The organism is Xenorhabdus eapokensis (assembly GCF_001908105.1).
The window spans coordinates 230,130-246,109 of sequence record NZ_MKGQ01000001.1; the positions used below are offsets into that span (position 1 = coordinate 230,130).

Annotated in this window: 12 protein-coding genes; 7 read left to right on the forward strand and 5 right to left on the reverse strand. The window is 42.2% G+C overall.

What is annotated here, in order from left to right; all coding sequences use genetic code 11:
* The first annotated feature begins 213 nt into the window (after positions 1-213).
* Complete coding sequence (locus Xedl_RS00965; protein ID WP_074022200.1) at positions 214-666, forward strand: DUF441 domain-containing protein; 453 nt, start codon at positions 214-216, stop codon at positions 664-666.
* Complete coding sequence (locus Xedl_RS00970) at positions 666-2,804, forward strand: tRNA(Met) cytidine acetyltransferase TmcA (protein ID WP_074022201.1); 2,139 nt, start codon at positions 666-668, stop codon at positions 2,802-2,804. Before Xedl_RS00965 ends, Xedl_RS00970 begins: the two co-directional genes overlap by 1 nt.
* Here Xedl_RS00970 and Xedl_RS00975 read toward each other — a convergent pair.
* From Xedl_RS00975 to Xedl_RS00995, 5 genes are all read right to left on the reverse strand, one after another.
* Positions 2,749-2,943: a YpfN family protein gene (locus Xedl_RS00975; protein ID WP_074022202.1), complete on the reverse strand. Its 195-nt coding sequence runs from the start codon at positions 2,941-2,943 to the stop codon at positions 2,749-2,751. The two genes, Xedl_RS00970 and Xedl_RS00975, sit on opposite strands and share 56 nt — an antisense overlap.
* A gap of 97 nt (positions 2,944-3,040) precedes the next feature.
* A complete protein-coding gene (locus Xedl_RS00980; RefSeq protein WP_074022203.1) occupies positions 3,041-3,709 on the reverse strand; it encodes a M15 family metallopeptidase in 669 nt (222 codons plus the stop codon).
* Positions 3,706-4,833 carry a succinyl-diaminopimelate desuccinylase gene (gene dapE, locus Xedl_RS00985; RefSeq protein ID WP_074022204.1) on the reverse strand — a complete coding sequence of 376 codons (1,128 nt, stop codon included), beginning with the start codon at positions 4,831-4,833 and terminating at the stop codon, positions 3,706-3,708. The genes Xedl_RS00980 and dapE overlap by 4 nt, the downstream gene beginning before the upstream one ends.
* Positions 4,814-5,278 (reverse strand): ArsC family reductase, encoded by a 465-nt coding sequence (locus Xedl_RS00990; RefSeq protein WP_074022205.1) that lies wholly within the window; start codon positions 5,276-5,278, stop codon positions 4,814-4,816. The genes dapE and Xedl_RS00990 overlap by 20 nt, the downstream gene beginning before the upstream one ends.
* Before the next feature lie 315 nt (positions 5,279-5,593).
* Positions 5,594-6,229: a response regulator gene (locus tag Xedl_RS00995; protein ID WP_074022206.1), complete on the reverse strand. Its 636-nt coding sequence runs from the start codon at positions 6,227-6,229 to the stop codon at positions 5,594-5,596.
* Between the two features lie 538 nt (positions 6,230-6,767).
* Between Xedl_RS00995 and maeB the strand changes: the two genes are divergently transcribed.
* The 5 genes from maeB to Xedl_RS01020 all read left to right on the forward strand — a co-directional run bounded on the left by maeB (position 6,768) and on the right by Xedl_RS01020 (position 15,665).
* Positions 6,768-9,047 (forward strand): NADP-dependent oxaloacetate-decarboxylating malate dehydrogenase, encoded by a 2,280-nt coding sequence (gene maeB, locus Xedl_RS01000; protein ID WP_074022207.1) that lies wholly within the window; start codon positions 6,768-6,770, stop codon positions 9,045-9,047.
* Between the two features lie 155 nt (positions 9,048-9,202).
* Positions 9,203-10,117, forward strand: a complete 915-nt coding sequence (locus tag Xedl_RS01005; protein WP_074022208.1) for a ChaN family lipoprotein — start codon at positions 9,203-9,205, stop codon at positions 10,115-10,117.
* Positions 10,118-10,229: 112 nt separating this feature from the next.
* Positions 10,230-11,033, forward strand: coding sequence for an energy transducer TonB family protein (locus Xedl_RS01010; protein ID WP_074022209.1), 804 nt, complete (start codon positions 10,230-10,232; stop codon positions 11,031-11,033).
* 168 nt (positions 11,034-11,201) lie between these two features.
* On the forward strand, positions 11,202-13,271 hold the full coding sequence (locus Xedl_RS01015) for a S9 family peptidase (RefSeq protein WP_244149654.1): 2,070 nt from the start codon (positions 11,202-11,204) through the stop codon (positions 13,269-13,271).
* Between the two features lie 126 nt (positions 13,272-13,397).
* Positions 13,398-15,665, forward strand: coding sequence for a TonB-dependent receptor domain-containing protein (locus Xedl_RS01020; RefSeq protein ID WP_074022210.1), 2,268 nt, complete (start codon positions 13,398-13,400; stop codon positions 15,663-15,665).
* Positions 15,666-15,980 lie beyond the last annotated feature (315 nt).

Consider the following 15,980-nt stretch of genomic DNA (forward strand, 5'->3'; position numbering starts at 1 on the left):
ATGATAAAATCTTGCTGTGACATAGCCTTTTGTTCCTTTATTTCTCTATTTTTGACGACTTAAAGTTATAAAGGAGCGGCTATGTCATTTCAACTCACCCTAAAAGTCGAGCATCGCGTTAAGTTATCATCTTTTCCATGCCAGAATGCATGTTGCCTGGATTAAAAAATAATCAAGCATTGTTCTGTTGGGGATGACAGGAAATAAAAACTCATGAGTCACATTGATCCTACTTTGTTTATTTTGCTCGTGCTTGCTGGGCTTGGCATCATCAGCCATAACATGACCGTAACGCTTGCCATGTTATTTCTATTGGTAGTTCGTATCACACCATTGAATCAGTTTTTCCCTTGGGTGGAAAAGTACGGCTTGACGATAGGTGTCCTGATCCTGACTGTGGGCGTCATGGCACCTATCGCAAGCGGGAAAATCTCCGCCCAGGAAATTTTTAGCTCGTTCTTAAATTGGAAATCACTGTTGGCTATTGTTGTTGGTGTCCTGGTGTCATGGCTGGGAAGCCGTGGTGTGACTTTAATGTCTGGCCAGCCTTCTACCGTGGCTGGATTATTGGTCGGCACTGTGTTGGGCGTGGCGCTATTTAAGGGCGTTCCGGTAGGCCCTCTGATTGCTGCTGGTATTTTATCGCTCATGATTGGTAAGTCGTGATGGTGCCTATCTCATGGGCAATGTTGCAGGCACAGATGCAACAGCAGGGACAACGCCGTTTAGTTGTTTTGAGTGGTGATCCGCAATGGAGTGAACTGATTGTTAATCAGCTAACAAAACAGTTTCAAGGGGATTGGTTAACGATTTCAGCCCATATATCCGGTGCTATTGATCCAACAAAAGCCGTCAGGTTGCTTGGTCGTGAATTCTTACATGGTGTTTTTGATGCCACACAAGGGCTTAATGCTGAGGCATTGGCGATACTGGTTGGTACATTAAAAGCGGGGAGCTGGCTGGTGATGCGTGTACCAGCCTGGTCACAATGGCCAGAACAGCCTGACGAAGATAGTTTGCGCTGGAATGAATCGGCAGGCATTATTGCAACGCCTAATTTTATTCGCCATATTCAGCAGCACATCCTTGCGTTTCCTGAAGTATTATTATGGCGTCAGGAAATACCTTTTCAGATATCTCAGATACCACCATTGCCTGCAACCGGAGCATGGCAGATGCCTGATGGTAACCCAACGGTAAGTCAGCAATCTATTCTTGAAGAATTGCTACAGGTTACGCGGGGCGTTTGGGTGATCACCGCACCACGGGGACGAGGAAAATCGGCTTTGGCAGGGATGTTGGTGCGATATTGGCGGGGAAAATGCTGGTTATGTGCCCCTGCAAAAATAACCACAGAAGTTATTCGGCGTTACTCCGGTATCTCAGATCCTGTTGAGCAGAAGCCTTTGGAACAAGAAACGCCTTTTTGGTCAGTAGACCATTTGTTGAAATATTGTCGAGCGAAAAAAGATAAGCAGGAAAATAAAAGCGATGCTGATTGGTTACTGATTGATGAAGCAGCCGCGATCCCAACACCACAATTAGCGGAATTGATCGGCTATTTTCCACGAGTATTGTTGACCTCAACAGTCCAGGGTTATGAGGGAACGGGACGCGGTTTTTTGTTGAAACTCTGTGCTGAATTGCCTGATTGCCATATTCGTGAGCTGAAAACTCCCATGCGCTGGGCTGAAAATGATCCATTGGAAACATGGCTGGATGGTGCCCTGTTATTCGACGATAAACCGCTCGTTGATGACACACGATTAAACACAGCAGAATTGCATTTTCATCCGATCTATCAGCCTGAATGGTTACAACACTCCTCATTATTGCGCCAATTTTATGGCTTATTAACCAGCGCGCATTACCGTACATCTCCCCTTGATCTGCGGCGATTAATGGATGGTAACGGAATGACATTTTTGTCTGCTATTTCCAGGTCTCCAGAGCGTAAACAACAATTAATTGGCGCGTTGTGGATGGTGAATGAAGGGGGGTTGTCACAAACATTAGCGCATGAGATCTGGGCAGGCCGTCGGCGGCCAAGAGGTAATTTGGTGGCTCAATCTCTGGCGGCACATGGCGGTTTTCCGCAAGCTGCCACTTTGCGATCACAGCGAATCAGCCGCATTGCTGTGCAAGCGCAATATCGCCGTCGGGGTATCGCACAACATTTGATCATTCAGCAATGTCGGCAGGCCAGTAAACAAAAGCTGGATTTCATCTCTGTCAGTTTTGGTTATACCGCTGAACTATGGGCTCTTTGGCAAAAATGTGGTTTTCGCCTGGTGAGAATGGGAACTCAGCGAGAAGCTAGTAGTGGTTGTTATACCGCGATGGCGATTTTGCCTTTGAGTGAGCAGGGCGAACGATTTGCCCAATCCGCACAACAGCGATTATCCAGAGATGCCAAAGGATTGGAATCGTTACTCGGCTTTGCCTTGCCCGTTGAGTATGATAGTGATGAACGGCTCAATAACAGTGATTGGCAGGAATTAGCGGGATTTGCATTTGCCCATCGTCCTCTGTCAGCATCTTATTTTGCATTACAGCGATTATTATTGAAGAGCAATCTGGCCTTGCCTGCATTGAGAAAACATCTTCAACAGCGGCTAAGTATCGAACGCTGTGTCAGTGATTTATCGCTGAATGGCCGTAAGGCTCTATTAACCTACTGGCGTGAAGAGGCTGCGGGGGCATTGGCAAGCATCGATAAAATACTTGCCAGGCACTGGAGAGATTGGGTTATTTCTTGCGATCCCGCTGTGGCCAATCATCCTCATCATCCCATTGATCATTAAGATCGCGGTGCGGGGGCAATTCGGGTTTGTTATCTAAGAAAGATTTTTTATCGACGCGACTGAGTGCTTTTACGGCATTAACAATAATGCCGATGAGCACTAACAGAACAACCCACCAATAATCTATCAACCAATTCATGGTATTTTCCTCAGAATGTTAAGAGCCTCTTCCATGAGGCTCGGAGCCTAATGTGTTATTTCCGCTGATCTGTATGTTTTTCTGATTTACCGTTTTCTTAATCCATTATCCTGATGTATTTTTCAAATATATAGGATAGATTGGTTTTTAACCAGTTTATGCCGGCAATATCACGATCTTCCCAGGCATTCAATAGCACTTGTTCATCGAATAAATTTTCAGCTTCATGGGATAATGGCCAATAGCTGATATGCCAGGGTTCATAAGCTACGCCAGCATCGTGGCGCGTGAAGGGACGGTAGAAATCATAGTGAGACATGTTTTCTGTCAGCCAGTGAGTTAATGGCTCAAAGTACCCGCCGTTTTCATACTCCCACGGCTCTAGTTGCAATTTCTTACCTGCTGGCAGCAAAAAGGGATCATAAATATCCAATTCGGTGCCCCAATGATGGCGACTTGCCCCCGGCAGAGTTGACCAGCGGAGAATAGCCTCACAAAGTTCAGCTTCACGCATTTTCGAGATGTCAAGAGGTTGGCTATGATCATCTAATACCGGACGTTGACCACGGAATTTCTCATTCCAGATAGTTTGTTGGCGTGTGAAATCGCGGAACGAACTGGCAGGTTGTAGCTTAAAACCTGCTTTGGCCGCCTCTTTCTGCATGGCAAGAAACGCTTTGGTGGCATTAAACTGCAAACGGTGACTGCCTGTAAGCGTGACCAGGTGATCCGTGGACAGGCCGCTCAGGGTTTCAGGTGTCATCATCGGATTAATTGCTCCATGGTACGTTGATAAATCAGGCTCAATGCTTGTAAATCAGACACCTTGACACATTCATTGATTTTATGGATTGTGGCATTGATTGGTCCCAATTCCACGATCTGCGCTCCCATTCTGGCAATAAAGCGTCCATCTGACGTACCACCACTGGTTGATAGCTCTGGCTTATACCCACAATAGTGCTCAATGGATTCAACCACTGCATCAACAAGCGCCCCCTTTTTGGTCAGGAAAGGTTGGCCTGATAGCCACCAGTCAATCTCATGTTTTAGATCATACTTTTTCAGCATATCTTCAACCCGTTGGCGAATTTCGGCATCAGTCAGTTCGGTACTGAAGCGGAAATTAAATTGAACCCACAGTTTACCAGGGATAACGTTATTGCTGCCGGTTCCCGCCTGAATATTGGCAATTTGCATCGTGGTGGCAGGGAAAAATTCATTACCATTATCCCATTGAGTATTAACGAGTTCTTGCAGAAAAGGGAGTGAATGATGAATAGGGTTGTCCGCTAACTGTGGGTAGGCAACATGCCCCTGGGTGCCAAAAATGGTCAAGCTGGCGGTCAGGGAACCCCGCCGTCCGTTTTTGATCATATCCCCAAGGCATTTCTGGCTGGATGGCTCTCCCACCAGGCAATAATCTAAACGTTCATGACGAGCCATTAACGTTTCAACAACCTTAACGGTGCCATTGATTGCATGAGCCTCTTCATCGGAAGTGATCAGAAAAGCCAGGCGGCCTTTGTGCTCAGGATTCTCTGCGACAAAACGTTCAGCCGCAACAACCATTGCCGCCAGAGAGCCTTTCATATCTGCGGCGCCGCGACCATATAGCATGCCATCACGAATAGCGGGTTCAAACGGAGGTGATTGCCACTGTGAGATATCACCGGCAGGAACGACATCGGTGTGTCCAGCAAGGGCAAAAGTGACGCCGGTTCCGCGATAAGCCCAAAAATTGAGGGTATCACCGAAAGGCATTCGCTCTATGGTAAAGCCAATGTTTTGCAGACGCTGGATAAGAAGTTCCTGACAACCTTGATCATCAGGGCTGACAGAAGGACGTTTGATTAATTGTTGGGCAAGATCAATGACTGGACAGGTCATAATTTTCTCTCCTTAGCGAGTTATACGAGAAAAACTGTTGATATTGTTCCGCGTTAAAACCAAGTAAATACTTCTCTGTTTCTGCCACTTTGTTGTTTGAATCTGCTGAGCGTGAGACTAACAGAGGGCGTTTTATGATTGAAGGATACTCCAGCATGAGAGCCATGGCAGTTTCTGCATTGTTAATGGTTGCTTTTTGCTCGTCGGGTAATTTGCGCCACGTTGTTCCACGGGTATTCAGGAGGGATTCCCAGCTAACATGCTCAATAAATGATTGGAGTAGCTCAGGGGATAGACCATCAACCCGATAATCATGAAATTGATAAGGTATTCCTTGATCTTCTAACCAACGACGTGCTTTTTTTATGGTATCGCAGTTTTTGATACCGTAAAGAGTGGATATTGTGTGAGAAGTCGTATCTGGGTAAAAAGTGGTATTTGACATGATGAGTGCCTTAGTTTTGTCTTATTCAACATATCCGACATAATGCGGGAAACTGGCTATTTTATCCAGATAACGCGTTCTTGCGCATATTTTCGGGCGACTTCTTCCTGACATTGATGTTGCAGGTGTTTAAATTATCAACAAAACAGATTGGCTGCATCTAAATAATTAGCTTATAAATAATATCATTATTTATTATGTGCGAAATTAATTTGTTCCTAATTAGTTTATAATTCTTGATAACTCACAATTTCCCCATCGGCAAAAATGAGGGAAATTGTGTTTCGTATTGGGGTGTTAAGCAACAATCCAATGTTAAATGAACTCTGTTTTTCTATGTTTTAGATAGATGATAGTGGCTTCGAGACGGGAACGTGATTTAAGTTTTTTCAATAAGTTACGAGTATGAACTTTCACGGTTTCTTCAGAAATAAAAAGGAAATCAGCAATTTCTTTATTTGTCATCCCTTCTGCAATTTCTTTTAAAACATCTAATTCACGTTTGGTTAATTTTGATAACGGATCAACATAAAGATGGCGAGTAGATAAATATTGGTGGACTTTTTCACTGAACACGGCATGACCATCTATGGCTTTTTTTATGTTATTTAGCAGGGAAGTGAGATCGATGTCTTTTAATAAATAACCATTTGCACCGGAGTCAACCGCATCATAAATATCACTTCTGTGATCTGAATCGGAAAGTACCAGGATGTAAGAATCAAGCCCTTTACGGCGGAGAGATTTAATCGTATCAATCCCTGAAAGGCCATGAATTTTCAAATCCATCAAAATAATGTCAGGCTTTATTTGGCAAGCGATATTAATTGCATCTTCACCATTGCCAGTTTCAGCAGTCACAATGAGTTCCCGTTCTAATTCAATCAACCCTTTTAAGCCGTGACGAATGATAGGATGATCATCAACTATCATAACTGAATGATTATGCATATTCTTTCTCCCATATAGAAATGCAGGTCTATGTTTAATAAAACATAAAAGACAGACTTCTGCTTTATGTTAAATTGCCGTGTGATTTTTATAGAATATATTGAATCATCGTTAATGAGATTCTGGAAATATATCCTGATATAAAAATAGAAATGTCGCAAACAGGTTTAACCACTCAGATTAAATTTACTTGCATAAGAAAGTGTGTTTCCTTAATTGTTAATAATTTTCCAAATAAATTTTGATGAATATTTTATAGATTAAGTTTTGTTTTTGTAAACTTATTTTAAAATTTAATTTAAAAATATATCTTTTATTAATTTATCAGGTTATTAATTAATGATGAAATACCTCCATATGGGTATCACCAGGAAATATCCATATAATATTCATTAACGTCAGTTTAATCGTCTGTTTGTTTTTTGTGCTTTTATTTTAAAGATTATGAACAAAATGCTGCTGACATCATGATTTAACCTTCCGTAACTATTATACTGAGACCATTTTTACTAAGACATGACGCGTAAAGGATCTGATGATGGATGAAAAATTAAAACAGAGTGCTCTTGATTTTCATGAGTTTCCCCAACCTGGAAAAATTACGGTTACACCAACCAAGCCACTAGCAACGCAACGTGATTTGGCGTTGGCATATTCACCGGGTGTTGCTGCGCCTTGTCTTGAAATAGCAGAAGATCCTTTGGCAGCTTACAAATATACAGCACGTGGTAACCTTGTTGCGGTTATCTCTAACGGCAGTGCTGTCTTAGGGTTGGGTAATATCGGTGCATTAGCCGGTAAACCTGTTATGGAAGGAAAGGGGGTTTTGTTCAAGAAATTCTCTGGTATTGATGTTTTTGACATCGAAGTGGAAGAATCTAATCCTGATAAATTAATCGATATTATCGCAGCTCTGGAGCCCACTTTTGGTGGTATTAACCTCGAAGATATTAAAGCGCCAGAGTGTTTCTACATTGAGCAAAAACTCCGTGAACGCATGAAAATTCCGGTATTTCACGATGATCAACATGGTACAGCAATTATTTGTACCGCAGCAGTGCTGAATGGATTGCGGGTTGTTAATAAAGACATTGGCAAGGTACGCATGGTTGTATCGGGGGCTGGTGCTGCCTCAATTGCTTGTATGAACCTGCTGGTAGCACTGGGTTTGCAACGTGAAAATATTGTCGTCTGTGACTCAAAAGGGGTTATCTATCGTGGCCGCGAAGAGAATATGGAAAAGACCAAGGCGGATTATGCCATTGAAGATAATGGCAGCCGTACATTGGCAGATGTGATCCCTGATGCTGATATTTTTCTCGGTTGTTCAGGGCCAGGGGTGCTGACCCAAGACATGGTGAAAACCATGGCAAAAAATCCGCTTATTATGGCGTTAGCCAATCCAGAGCCAGAAATTTTGCCGCCATTGGCAAAAGCAGTACGCCCTGATGCAATTATTTGTACTGGCCGTTCCGATTTCCCTAATCAGGTGAATAACGTTCTTTGCTTCCCGTTCATTTTCCGTGGCGCATTGGATGTTGGGGCGACAACCATTAATGAAGAAATGAAGCTTGCCTGTGTACACGCGATTGCTGATCTTGCATTGGCTGAACAAAGTCAGGAAGTTGCTTCCGCCTATGGCGATCAAGAGCTGTTCTTTGGCCCTGATTACATTATTCCAAAACCGTTTGATCCTCGCTTGATTGTAAAGATTGCGCCGGCGGTAGCGAAAGCCGCGATGGAATCAGGAGTGGCAACCCGTCCTATTACCGATTTCGGGGCATATATTGAGAAACTCAATGAGTTTGTCTATAAAACCAACTTATTCATGAAACCAATCTTTTCCCAAGCCAAAAAAGAGAAGAAACGGATTGTATTGGCAGAAGGGGAAGATGTTCGTGTACTGCATGCGACACAAGAGCTCGTCTCCCTTGGGCTGGCATTCCCTGTCCTGATTGGCCGCCCTAGCGTTATTGAAATGCGGATTAAAAAGCAGGGATTGCACATTGAAGCGGGTAAAGATTTTGAAGTGGTGAACAATGAAAATGATCCACGTTTCAAAGAATATTGGCAAGAATATTACCAAATGATGAAACGCCGTGGTGTCTCGCAAGAGCAAGCGCGTCGGGCAGTGATTGGTAATCCAACGCTGATAGGTGCAATCATGGTACACCGCGGTGAAGCGGATGGCCTGATTTGTGGTACTGTTGGCAGCTACAGTGAACATTATCAAGTTGTGAAAGATGTGTTTGGCTTCCGTCAGGGCGTGCATACCGCTGGTGCCATGAATGCTTTGATGTTACCGATGGGAAATACATTCATTGCCGATACTTATGTTAATGAAGATCCAAGCCCAGAAGAGTTGGCAGAAATCACACTGATGGCGGCTGAAACTGTTCGCCGCTTTGGCATTGAACCTAAAGTCGCTCTGTTATCATGCTCAAGTTTTGGCTCTTCTGATTGTGATTCTGCCCAAAAAATGCGTAAAACATTGGCATTGGTTCAGCAAATGGCACCATCACTTGAAATTGACGGTGAAATGCACGGTGATGCTGCGCTGGTGGAAAGTATCCGCCGCGATATCATGCCGGACAGCCCGTTGAAAGGTTCAGCAAATCTGTTAATTATGCCAAATATGGAAGCGGCTCGCATCAGCTATAACTTGCTGCGTGTCACCAGTTCAGAGGGGGTAACAGTTGGTCCAGTCTTGATGGGGGTTGCGAAGCCTGTTCATATCCTGACATCGATTGCTTCTGTACGTCGTATCGTGAATATGGTGGCGTTGGCGGCCGTTGAAGCACAAACAGATCCACTGTAAAAATCGAATTTATTTGTGTTCCCATTCCAACCATGAATGGGGGATAAAGGAGTGAACTACCCTGCTAGGCTTATGTTTAGCAGGGTATTTTTATTTGTAAATAATTCTCATTATCTATAGTATGCGGGCAATTTTTCTTTTTATAATTAATAATTATGCAAATATTTCCCCGTATAACATCCACTTTTCTAACCGGTTCTCTCCTGTTTGGCGGTTGTTTTCTCACCGGTTGTACCGCAACGCTGACCAGCCCCCAAAATAGCTCTCAGTCAGCGCTGCAAACTCTTCCTGGTGAGTTGATGAGAACGGGGGCAGTGCTGGATATGAAAACAGGCAAGGCGATCACACCAAATCAATTGCTGGAACAATTGGCGAATTACCCCCGTATTATTGTTGGTGAAAAACATGACAATCCTTACCATCACCAAATTGAGTTATGGTTAGTTCAGCAGCTTGCTCAGAAGCGTCCTCATGGTTCTGTATTACTGGAAATGATTAACCCAAACCAGCAAGAGAAAGTGAATAAGGTAAAAAGTTGGTTACAGGGCAATCCGATCGTCAGGGAAGAACGGATCCAGAATTTATTGGCCTGGCAACAGGGCTGGCCGTGGAAATGGTATGGCGACTTAGTTATGGCACTGATGAGGGCGCCTTATCCTCTGTTAGCAGCAAATCTGGATCGCAGTGAAATTGAACAATATAAGAATCAAAAAGTGGAAGATGAAAATTCACTTGTTTCTGAAGATGTCAAACAGCTTATTGAGATCACTATTAAAAACTCCCATGACGGAAATATAGAGCCACAACTTCTTTCTTATATGACCAGGATCCAGCAAATGCGGGATCAACGGATGGCAGAGCAGCTAATTAAGGCTCCACCGCCTGCTTTGCTATTTGCCGGAGGATATCACGCGGTAAAAACGATGGGGGTTCCTCAACATGTCAAAAAAATAGTGCCAAATGAAAAAGTAGTCGTCTTTGTTATTGCGGAAGAGGGGGTTTCGTTAAATAGCGAATATGCTGATTTTGTCTGGTTTACACCCAAGGTTAGCGAAGATATAACCAAATGATGGTAAGTATCACAAGGAAGTGATTAATTAACAAATAAAAATAGTTTTCATTTATATATTGAATTGATTATCATTCATCTCAATTTATCATTGACATAATGTGCTATAAGAGATGTTGACGTACACCACATATCAAAATGCTCACTCTGGTCATGTGACAAAATCCTTTCTCGCTGCGATCACACTTCATGCCTTGTTCGTAGGATGGCTGGTCTACAAACCAAAGGATGTGGATATTGAGGAGCTTCTTCCTCCACCAGCGGTGATGGTGGAACTGTCAACGCAGACAGAAGCGCTACAAAAAATACAAAAACAGCCAATTGGCATTGAGCAGCAACTATCTGTTGCCAGTCAGCAGCAGGAGAGCAAAGTTAACGAAATTAACATGCCAAAATTGGATGTAAATGAGAATGCCCTGCTTTTGGTGGATAAGCAGAAGAAAAAAAAGAAAGAACAAGATGCTCCGAAGAAAACTCAGCCTGTTAAGCGCGTGAAAGCAAAAGAGCAAGAAAGTGAAATATCCCAAAGTAGCGCCGCACCAACAACCAGTAATGCGATGGCCGATAATGTGACCGTTCGCACCGCTGCATCCTATGAAAGCAATTCTGATGTTATTGCCGATGCCAAAGCCGTTTGGCAGGCAGAGGTGGCCGGACATTTGAACCGCTATAAAAAATATCCAGAAGATGCCCAAAGAAGAAGGCGAACAGGGCGCCCGATGGTGAAATTTACGGTTAACCCATTGGGTGTCGTGATTAGCAGTGAACTAACTCGACGCTCAGGAACTCACTCACTAGACAGAGAAGCAAAAATGGTGTTGGAAAGGGCACAGCCTTTGCCTAAGCCACCTGAAGTTGTTTTAACTCATGGCAGTGTTACGGTTGAACTGCCGATAGATTTTTATTTATCACAATAAAAATACAGGATTGATGGCATGTCACAGCATAAGACAGCATTTTCATCAGAAACGAACAGGTTGAATAAACACAAGATCACTTGCAGTAAGGCCGTGTGCAGCAAAAGAGTAATGCTGGGTTTGTTGCTCAATGGTAGTTTATTGAGTCACAGTTTTGCTACTACTGCAATGGAGGAAAATATGATCCCACCTATGGCCGTAAAACAGCCGCATAAAATGGAACTCCACGGAGATGTGCGAGTTGATAATTATTATTGGCTGCGTGATGACAACCGTCAGGATAAAAACGTTCTTGATTACTTAAAGACTGAAAATCAATATACCGAGCAGATGCTGCAATCAGGTCAAGAATTGCGCGAAACCCTCTACCAAGAAATGGCTGATAGAATGAGCAAAGACGATCAGTCGGTTCCTTATACTTATAATGGGTATATTTATCGTACTGTTTATGAGGCAGGAAAAGATTTCCCGATCTATCAGCGCAAGCCAGTCGATAATTCAACCGATTGGCAGGTCATGGTTGATGGTAATGAGCGGGCAAAAGACCATAAGTTTTATCAACTTGGTGGCTTGGCAGTTTCATTGGATAATAAGCGCATCGCGGTGGCAGAGGATACCCAAGGGCGCCGGAACTACAAAATTTCATTTAAAAATTTCAGTGATGCCGATTGGCAGAATCATGCCATAGAAAATACTTCTGGTAACATTGTGTGGGCAAATGATGGCGAGACACTGTTTTATGTACGCAGGGATCCACAAACGCTGTTGCCTTATCAGTTATTCCGTCACCAATATGGTACTGATAGCCAGCAAGATCGAAAAATTTATCAAGAAGAAGATGAGCGCTTTTACCTGTCTATTTCGGAAAGTACTTCACTTGATTATATTTTGATTTCGAGTACCAGTTACACGAGTTCAGAATATCGACTGATTGATGCTAACAATCCACAATCAGAGCCGCAGGTTTTTTCTGCACGTCAAGCAGAGCGCGAATATGATCTAGACCATTTCCGTGGGCAATTTTATATCCGCTCTAATCATGAACACCCTCTGTTTGGCTTATACCGGACAGATGCTATCGATAAACCCTGGAAAACCGTCCTTGCTCCACAGGAAAATACCGATCTGGAAAATTTCGCCCTGTTTAACAATTGGTTGGTTGTACAGGAACGTACTAAAGGATTATCGTCGATCCGTCAGATTGATTGGCAAACTCAGCAGGAAAAACGAGTTCAATTCGATGATCCGGCATATATGGCATCGTTGGGTTATAACCCAGAACCCGATACGCATTTCTTGCGTTATAGCTATTCATCTATGACAACACCAAGTTCAGTATTCCAGTGGAATATGCAAACAGGTGAGAGTGAATTGTTGAAGCAACAGGCAGTTAAAGGGTTCAACAAAGAAAATTATGAAAGCCAGCGCATCTGGGTAAAAGCCCGTGATGGTGCGGAAGTGCCAGTTTCTCTGGTATATAACAAATCCTTGTTTAAAAAAGGTGAGAACCCGATCCTGATTTACGGTTATGGTTCTTACGGTATTAGCATGGATCCTTATTTTAGTTCTGCCTTGCTGAGTTTGCTGGATCGTGGCTTTGTCTATGCTTTGGTGCATGTCCGTGGTGGTGGCGATTTGGGCAAAAATTGGTACTTGCAAGGTAAACTCAAAAATAAGATAAACAGTTTCCACGATTTTATTGATGCGACCAAAATCTTGATTGCCGATGGATATGGTAATAGCAAGCGTGTTTATGCTGAAGGTGGCAGCGCGGGCGGTTTATTAATGGGCACGGTTATTAACCAAGCGCCGGAATTATATCGTGGTGTGATTGCTAAAGTGCCTTTTGTAGATGTTTTGACAACTATGCTTGATTCATCCATTCCGCTGACAACCGGTGAATATGAAGAGTGGGGTAATCCGAATAACAAAGAAGATTATTTGCGTATGAAATCTTATAGCCCTTATGACAATATTCAATATCAGCGCTATCCTCATTTGTTGGTCACGACAGGTTTACATGATTCCCAAGTGCAATATTGGGAGCCGGCAAAATGGGTAGCGAAATTAAGGGAAATGAAACAAGGTGACAGTCTGTTATTGTTAGAAACTAATATGGATACGGGGCATGGCGGAAAATCGGGGCGTTTTAATCGTCTGAATGATATTGCCTTCGATTATAGTTTTTTATTAATGTTAGATGACGCTAAAACCTATTTTCCAAAATTAGAAGATTAATAAAAAATATCTAATTTATTACTCAGGATGCTGATAATTTTATCAGTGTCTTGGGTATTTTATTGCACAAATTTGTGAAGCGATGTGAGCAGTAATAAATATACTTCAATTTAAGGTAATATATTAATGAAAACCGTGGCAAAAATAGCTGGAGCCAGCGCAATGCTGATTGGGCTTCAGGGTATCGCTTATGCTGAAAATGTCAATGAAGATAAAAAAGAGAAGATCATACGGTTCAGTAGCCTGAAAGTCTCAGGTTCTCAGGATAATCATAATTCTCCTCAGATTGAGGCCATGGAAAAACCGGGCGCTTATAGTTCTGTGGGGGAAGATCACAAATTAGAATCCGTAGATAGCGTGTTGCGTAGCTTACCAGGCACTTATACCCAGATGGATGCAAGCCAGGGGCAAGGGGTCGTCAGTGTTAATATCCGTGGCTTAAGTGGCTTCGGCCGCGTTAATATGATGGTGGATGGTATCAGCCAAACCTTCTATGGTACAGCGCCGAGTGAATTTGCACATGGAGGCCAACCTTACAATCAGTTTGGTGCCTTGGTTGATCCTAATTTCATTATTCGAGTTGACATTGCCCGAGGGCAAGCTGATGACGCTGATTCTATTAATGCCTTAGTTGGAAGTGCCAATTTCCGTACAATTGGTATTGATGATGTCATATTCGAAGGCAATAATCTGGGAGTCCGTACTAAGTGGACATATGGTAACAATGGTGTTGGTCGAAGTGGTATGATGGCTTTTGCAGGAAAGACACAGGCATTCACTCCAGAAGGCTCTTTAGGCGCCTTATTTGCTGTCAGTGGACACAGTATTGAAGCTCACTATCGAAATGCAGATGGTATGAGCAGTGAAGAATTTGGTACCAGCAACACATTTAAACAAAAGCCAAATTCTCAATTGATGAAAATCAATATTAAACCCAATGATTTTCATGATCTGGAATTAAGTGGTCGTTTCTACCATAATAAATTTAACAGTCGTCACGTTGATAATAATGATTATTATTTGAAATATCATTACACACCATTTAGTGAGTTGATTGATACCAGAATTTTTCTTAGTAAGACAAATGGAGAACAGCATTTCCAGGGTAATAACCTAAGTGGCTTGGGTAAAAGTGAATCGCATAATAAATCTAACTCTATTGATGTTAAAAATACGAGTAGGTTTAGTTATGCCGATACAGACTTTTCATTTACTCTTGGTAGTAAATTGATGCATACCAAATTTAATAAGAAAACAGGTATAGATTTATCTGAGGAATATCAATCTACAGAGGAAAGAAATCCCTTTGCTCCAAGTGGAGAGCAAGATATTTCCAGCATTTATAGTAGATTAAAAATAGAACGAGGAATTTATACCGCCAATCTGGGATTAAATTATTTGGATTATAGTGTCAAGGGACTAAAATCAGCCTGTGACGAACAAGTAAATTGTTTCCCACAGGGCGAGGCGCAACTAAACTTAGAAGAGCGTGGGTTTAATCCAAGTATCTTATTATCAGCAGAAATTATCCCTGAATTTGAACCATTTGTAAGCTATACGCATTCAATGCGAGCACCTAATACGCAGGAAATTTTTTATTCTAATGAAGGGGGAGCTTCTATTAATCCCTTCCTGAAAGGAGAAAAAGCAGATACCTATCAAATTGGATTTAATAGCTATCGTCCGAATCTCATCACGGAAGGAGATTCATTCCGCCTTAAGGCTACAATGTTTCATACTAAAATCAAAAATTATATCCTTAATGAATCTTATTTACTTTGTGCAGAAGGTAGAATTTGTAAAAATGATGGAACATTAACAGGTGAAGATTGGGCTGGAGTCAGTCCTGACTTTAATATGTATATCTATAGCAATAGCCTGACACCAGTAACTATGCGCGGTTATGAATTGTCGATGAATTATGATGCTGGCATATTCTATAGTGTACTGGCATATAGTCAGCAAAAAACACAGCAGCCAACTTCAATTTCATCAATTATTTTTGGTGCAAGCCCTGCGTCTCAATTACCGGAACGTTATGCTACGCTGGATATGGGAATACGCTTATTTGATGAAAAAATACGTATTGGCGCTATTGCAAAATATACAGGGAAATCTTATCGTCAGGAATCTTCAATGGAACTGAATGAAGACGGTGTTATGCTGGCACATATGATAAAAGATGATAAAATACCGACAATTATTGATTTGTATACCGATTATCAAATTAATAAAAATGTGTTAGTTAAATTTTCCGTTCAAAACTTAACTAACCGAAACTATTCTGATGCATTGAACCGTATGAATTCATCGGCGTTCTTAGGAGAGCAAGACACTAAAACACAAACTGCCCGTGGCAGAACCTACGTCATGGGAGCAGAAATTCGCTTCTAATTCCCTAATAGCGTTTAAATAACCATATAACAATAGCGGTGAAAATTCACCGCTATCTTATTAAATCTGTTTTAATTTTTTTCGTAGTTATTTTTTACCTGCGTTACCTGATTCTCAACCCAGCCATCCTGCAACTGTGTTTTCAGCATATCACCTGTTTTGAGTTTATTCATTGTTCAGACATTTCGTTGTGCAAATATTGGCGGAATAAGCTTAGTATTTTCGTTCCTTACCGAGCAAGGAGTGTGATTTCTTTCACGCTTTATGCTAGAACAAGGTAAAACTAGGAAATATTCTTGGTTCAACTAAGACCAT

Excerpts from the sequence above, each read along its gene's own strand:
- Xedl_RS00965 (WP_074022200.1), top strand. The coding sequence starts at position 214 with ATGAGTCACATTGATCCTACTTTGTTTATTTTGCTCGTGCTTGCTGGG.
- Xedl_RS00970 (WP_074022201.1), top strand. The coding sequence starts at position 666 with ATGGTGCCTATCTCATGGGCAATGTTGCAGGCACAGATGCAACAGCAG.
- Xedl_RS00975 (WP_074022202.1), bottom strand. The coding sequence starts at position 2,943 with ATGAATTGGTTGATAGATTATTGGTGGGTTGTTCTGTTAGTGCTCATC.
- Xedl_RS00980 (WP_074022203.1), bottom strand. The coding sequence starts at position 3,709 with ATGATGACACCTGAAACCCTGAGCGGCCTGTCCACGGATCACCTGGTC.
- dapE (WP_074022204.1), bottom strand. The coding sequence starts at position 4,833 with ATGACCTGTCCAGTCATTGATCTTGCCCAACAATTAATCAAACGTCCT.
- Xedl_RS00990 (WP_074022205.1), bottom strand. The coding sequence starts at position 5,278 with ATGTCAAATACCACTTTTTACCCAGATACGACTTCTCACACAATATCC.
- Xedl_RS00995 (WP_074022206.1), bottom strand. The coding sequence starts at position 6,229 with ATGCATAATCATTCAGTTATGATAGTTGATGATCATCCTATCATTCGT.
- maeB (WP_074022207.1), top strand. The coding sequence starts at position 6,768 with ATGGATGAAAAATTAAAACAGAGTGCTCTTGATTTTCATGAGTTTCCC.
- Xedl_RS01005 (WP_074022208.1), top strand. The coding sequence starts at position 9,203 with ATGCAAATATTTCCCCGTATAACATCCACTTTTCTAACCGGTTCTCTC.
- Xedl_RS01010 (WP_074022209.1), top strand. The coding sequence starts at position 10,230 with ATGTTGACGTACACCACATATCAAAATGCTCACTCTGGTCATGTGACA.
- Xedl_RS01015 (WP_244149654.1), top strand. The coding sequence starts at position 11,202 with ATGGAGGAAAATATGATCCCACCTATGGCCGTAAAACAGCCGCATAAA.
- Xedl_RS01020 (WP_074022210.1), top strand. The coding sequence starts at position 13,398 with ATGAAAACCGTGGCAAAAATAGCTGGAGCCAGCGCAATGCTGATTGGG.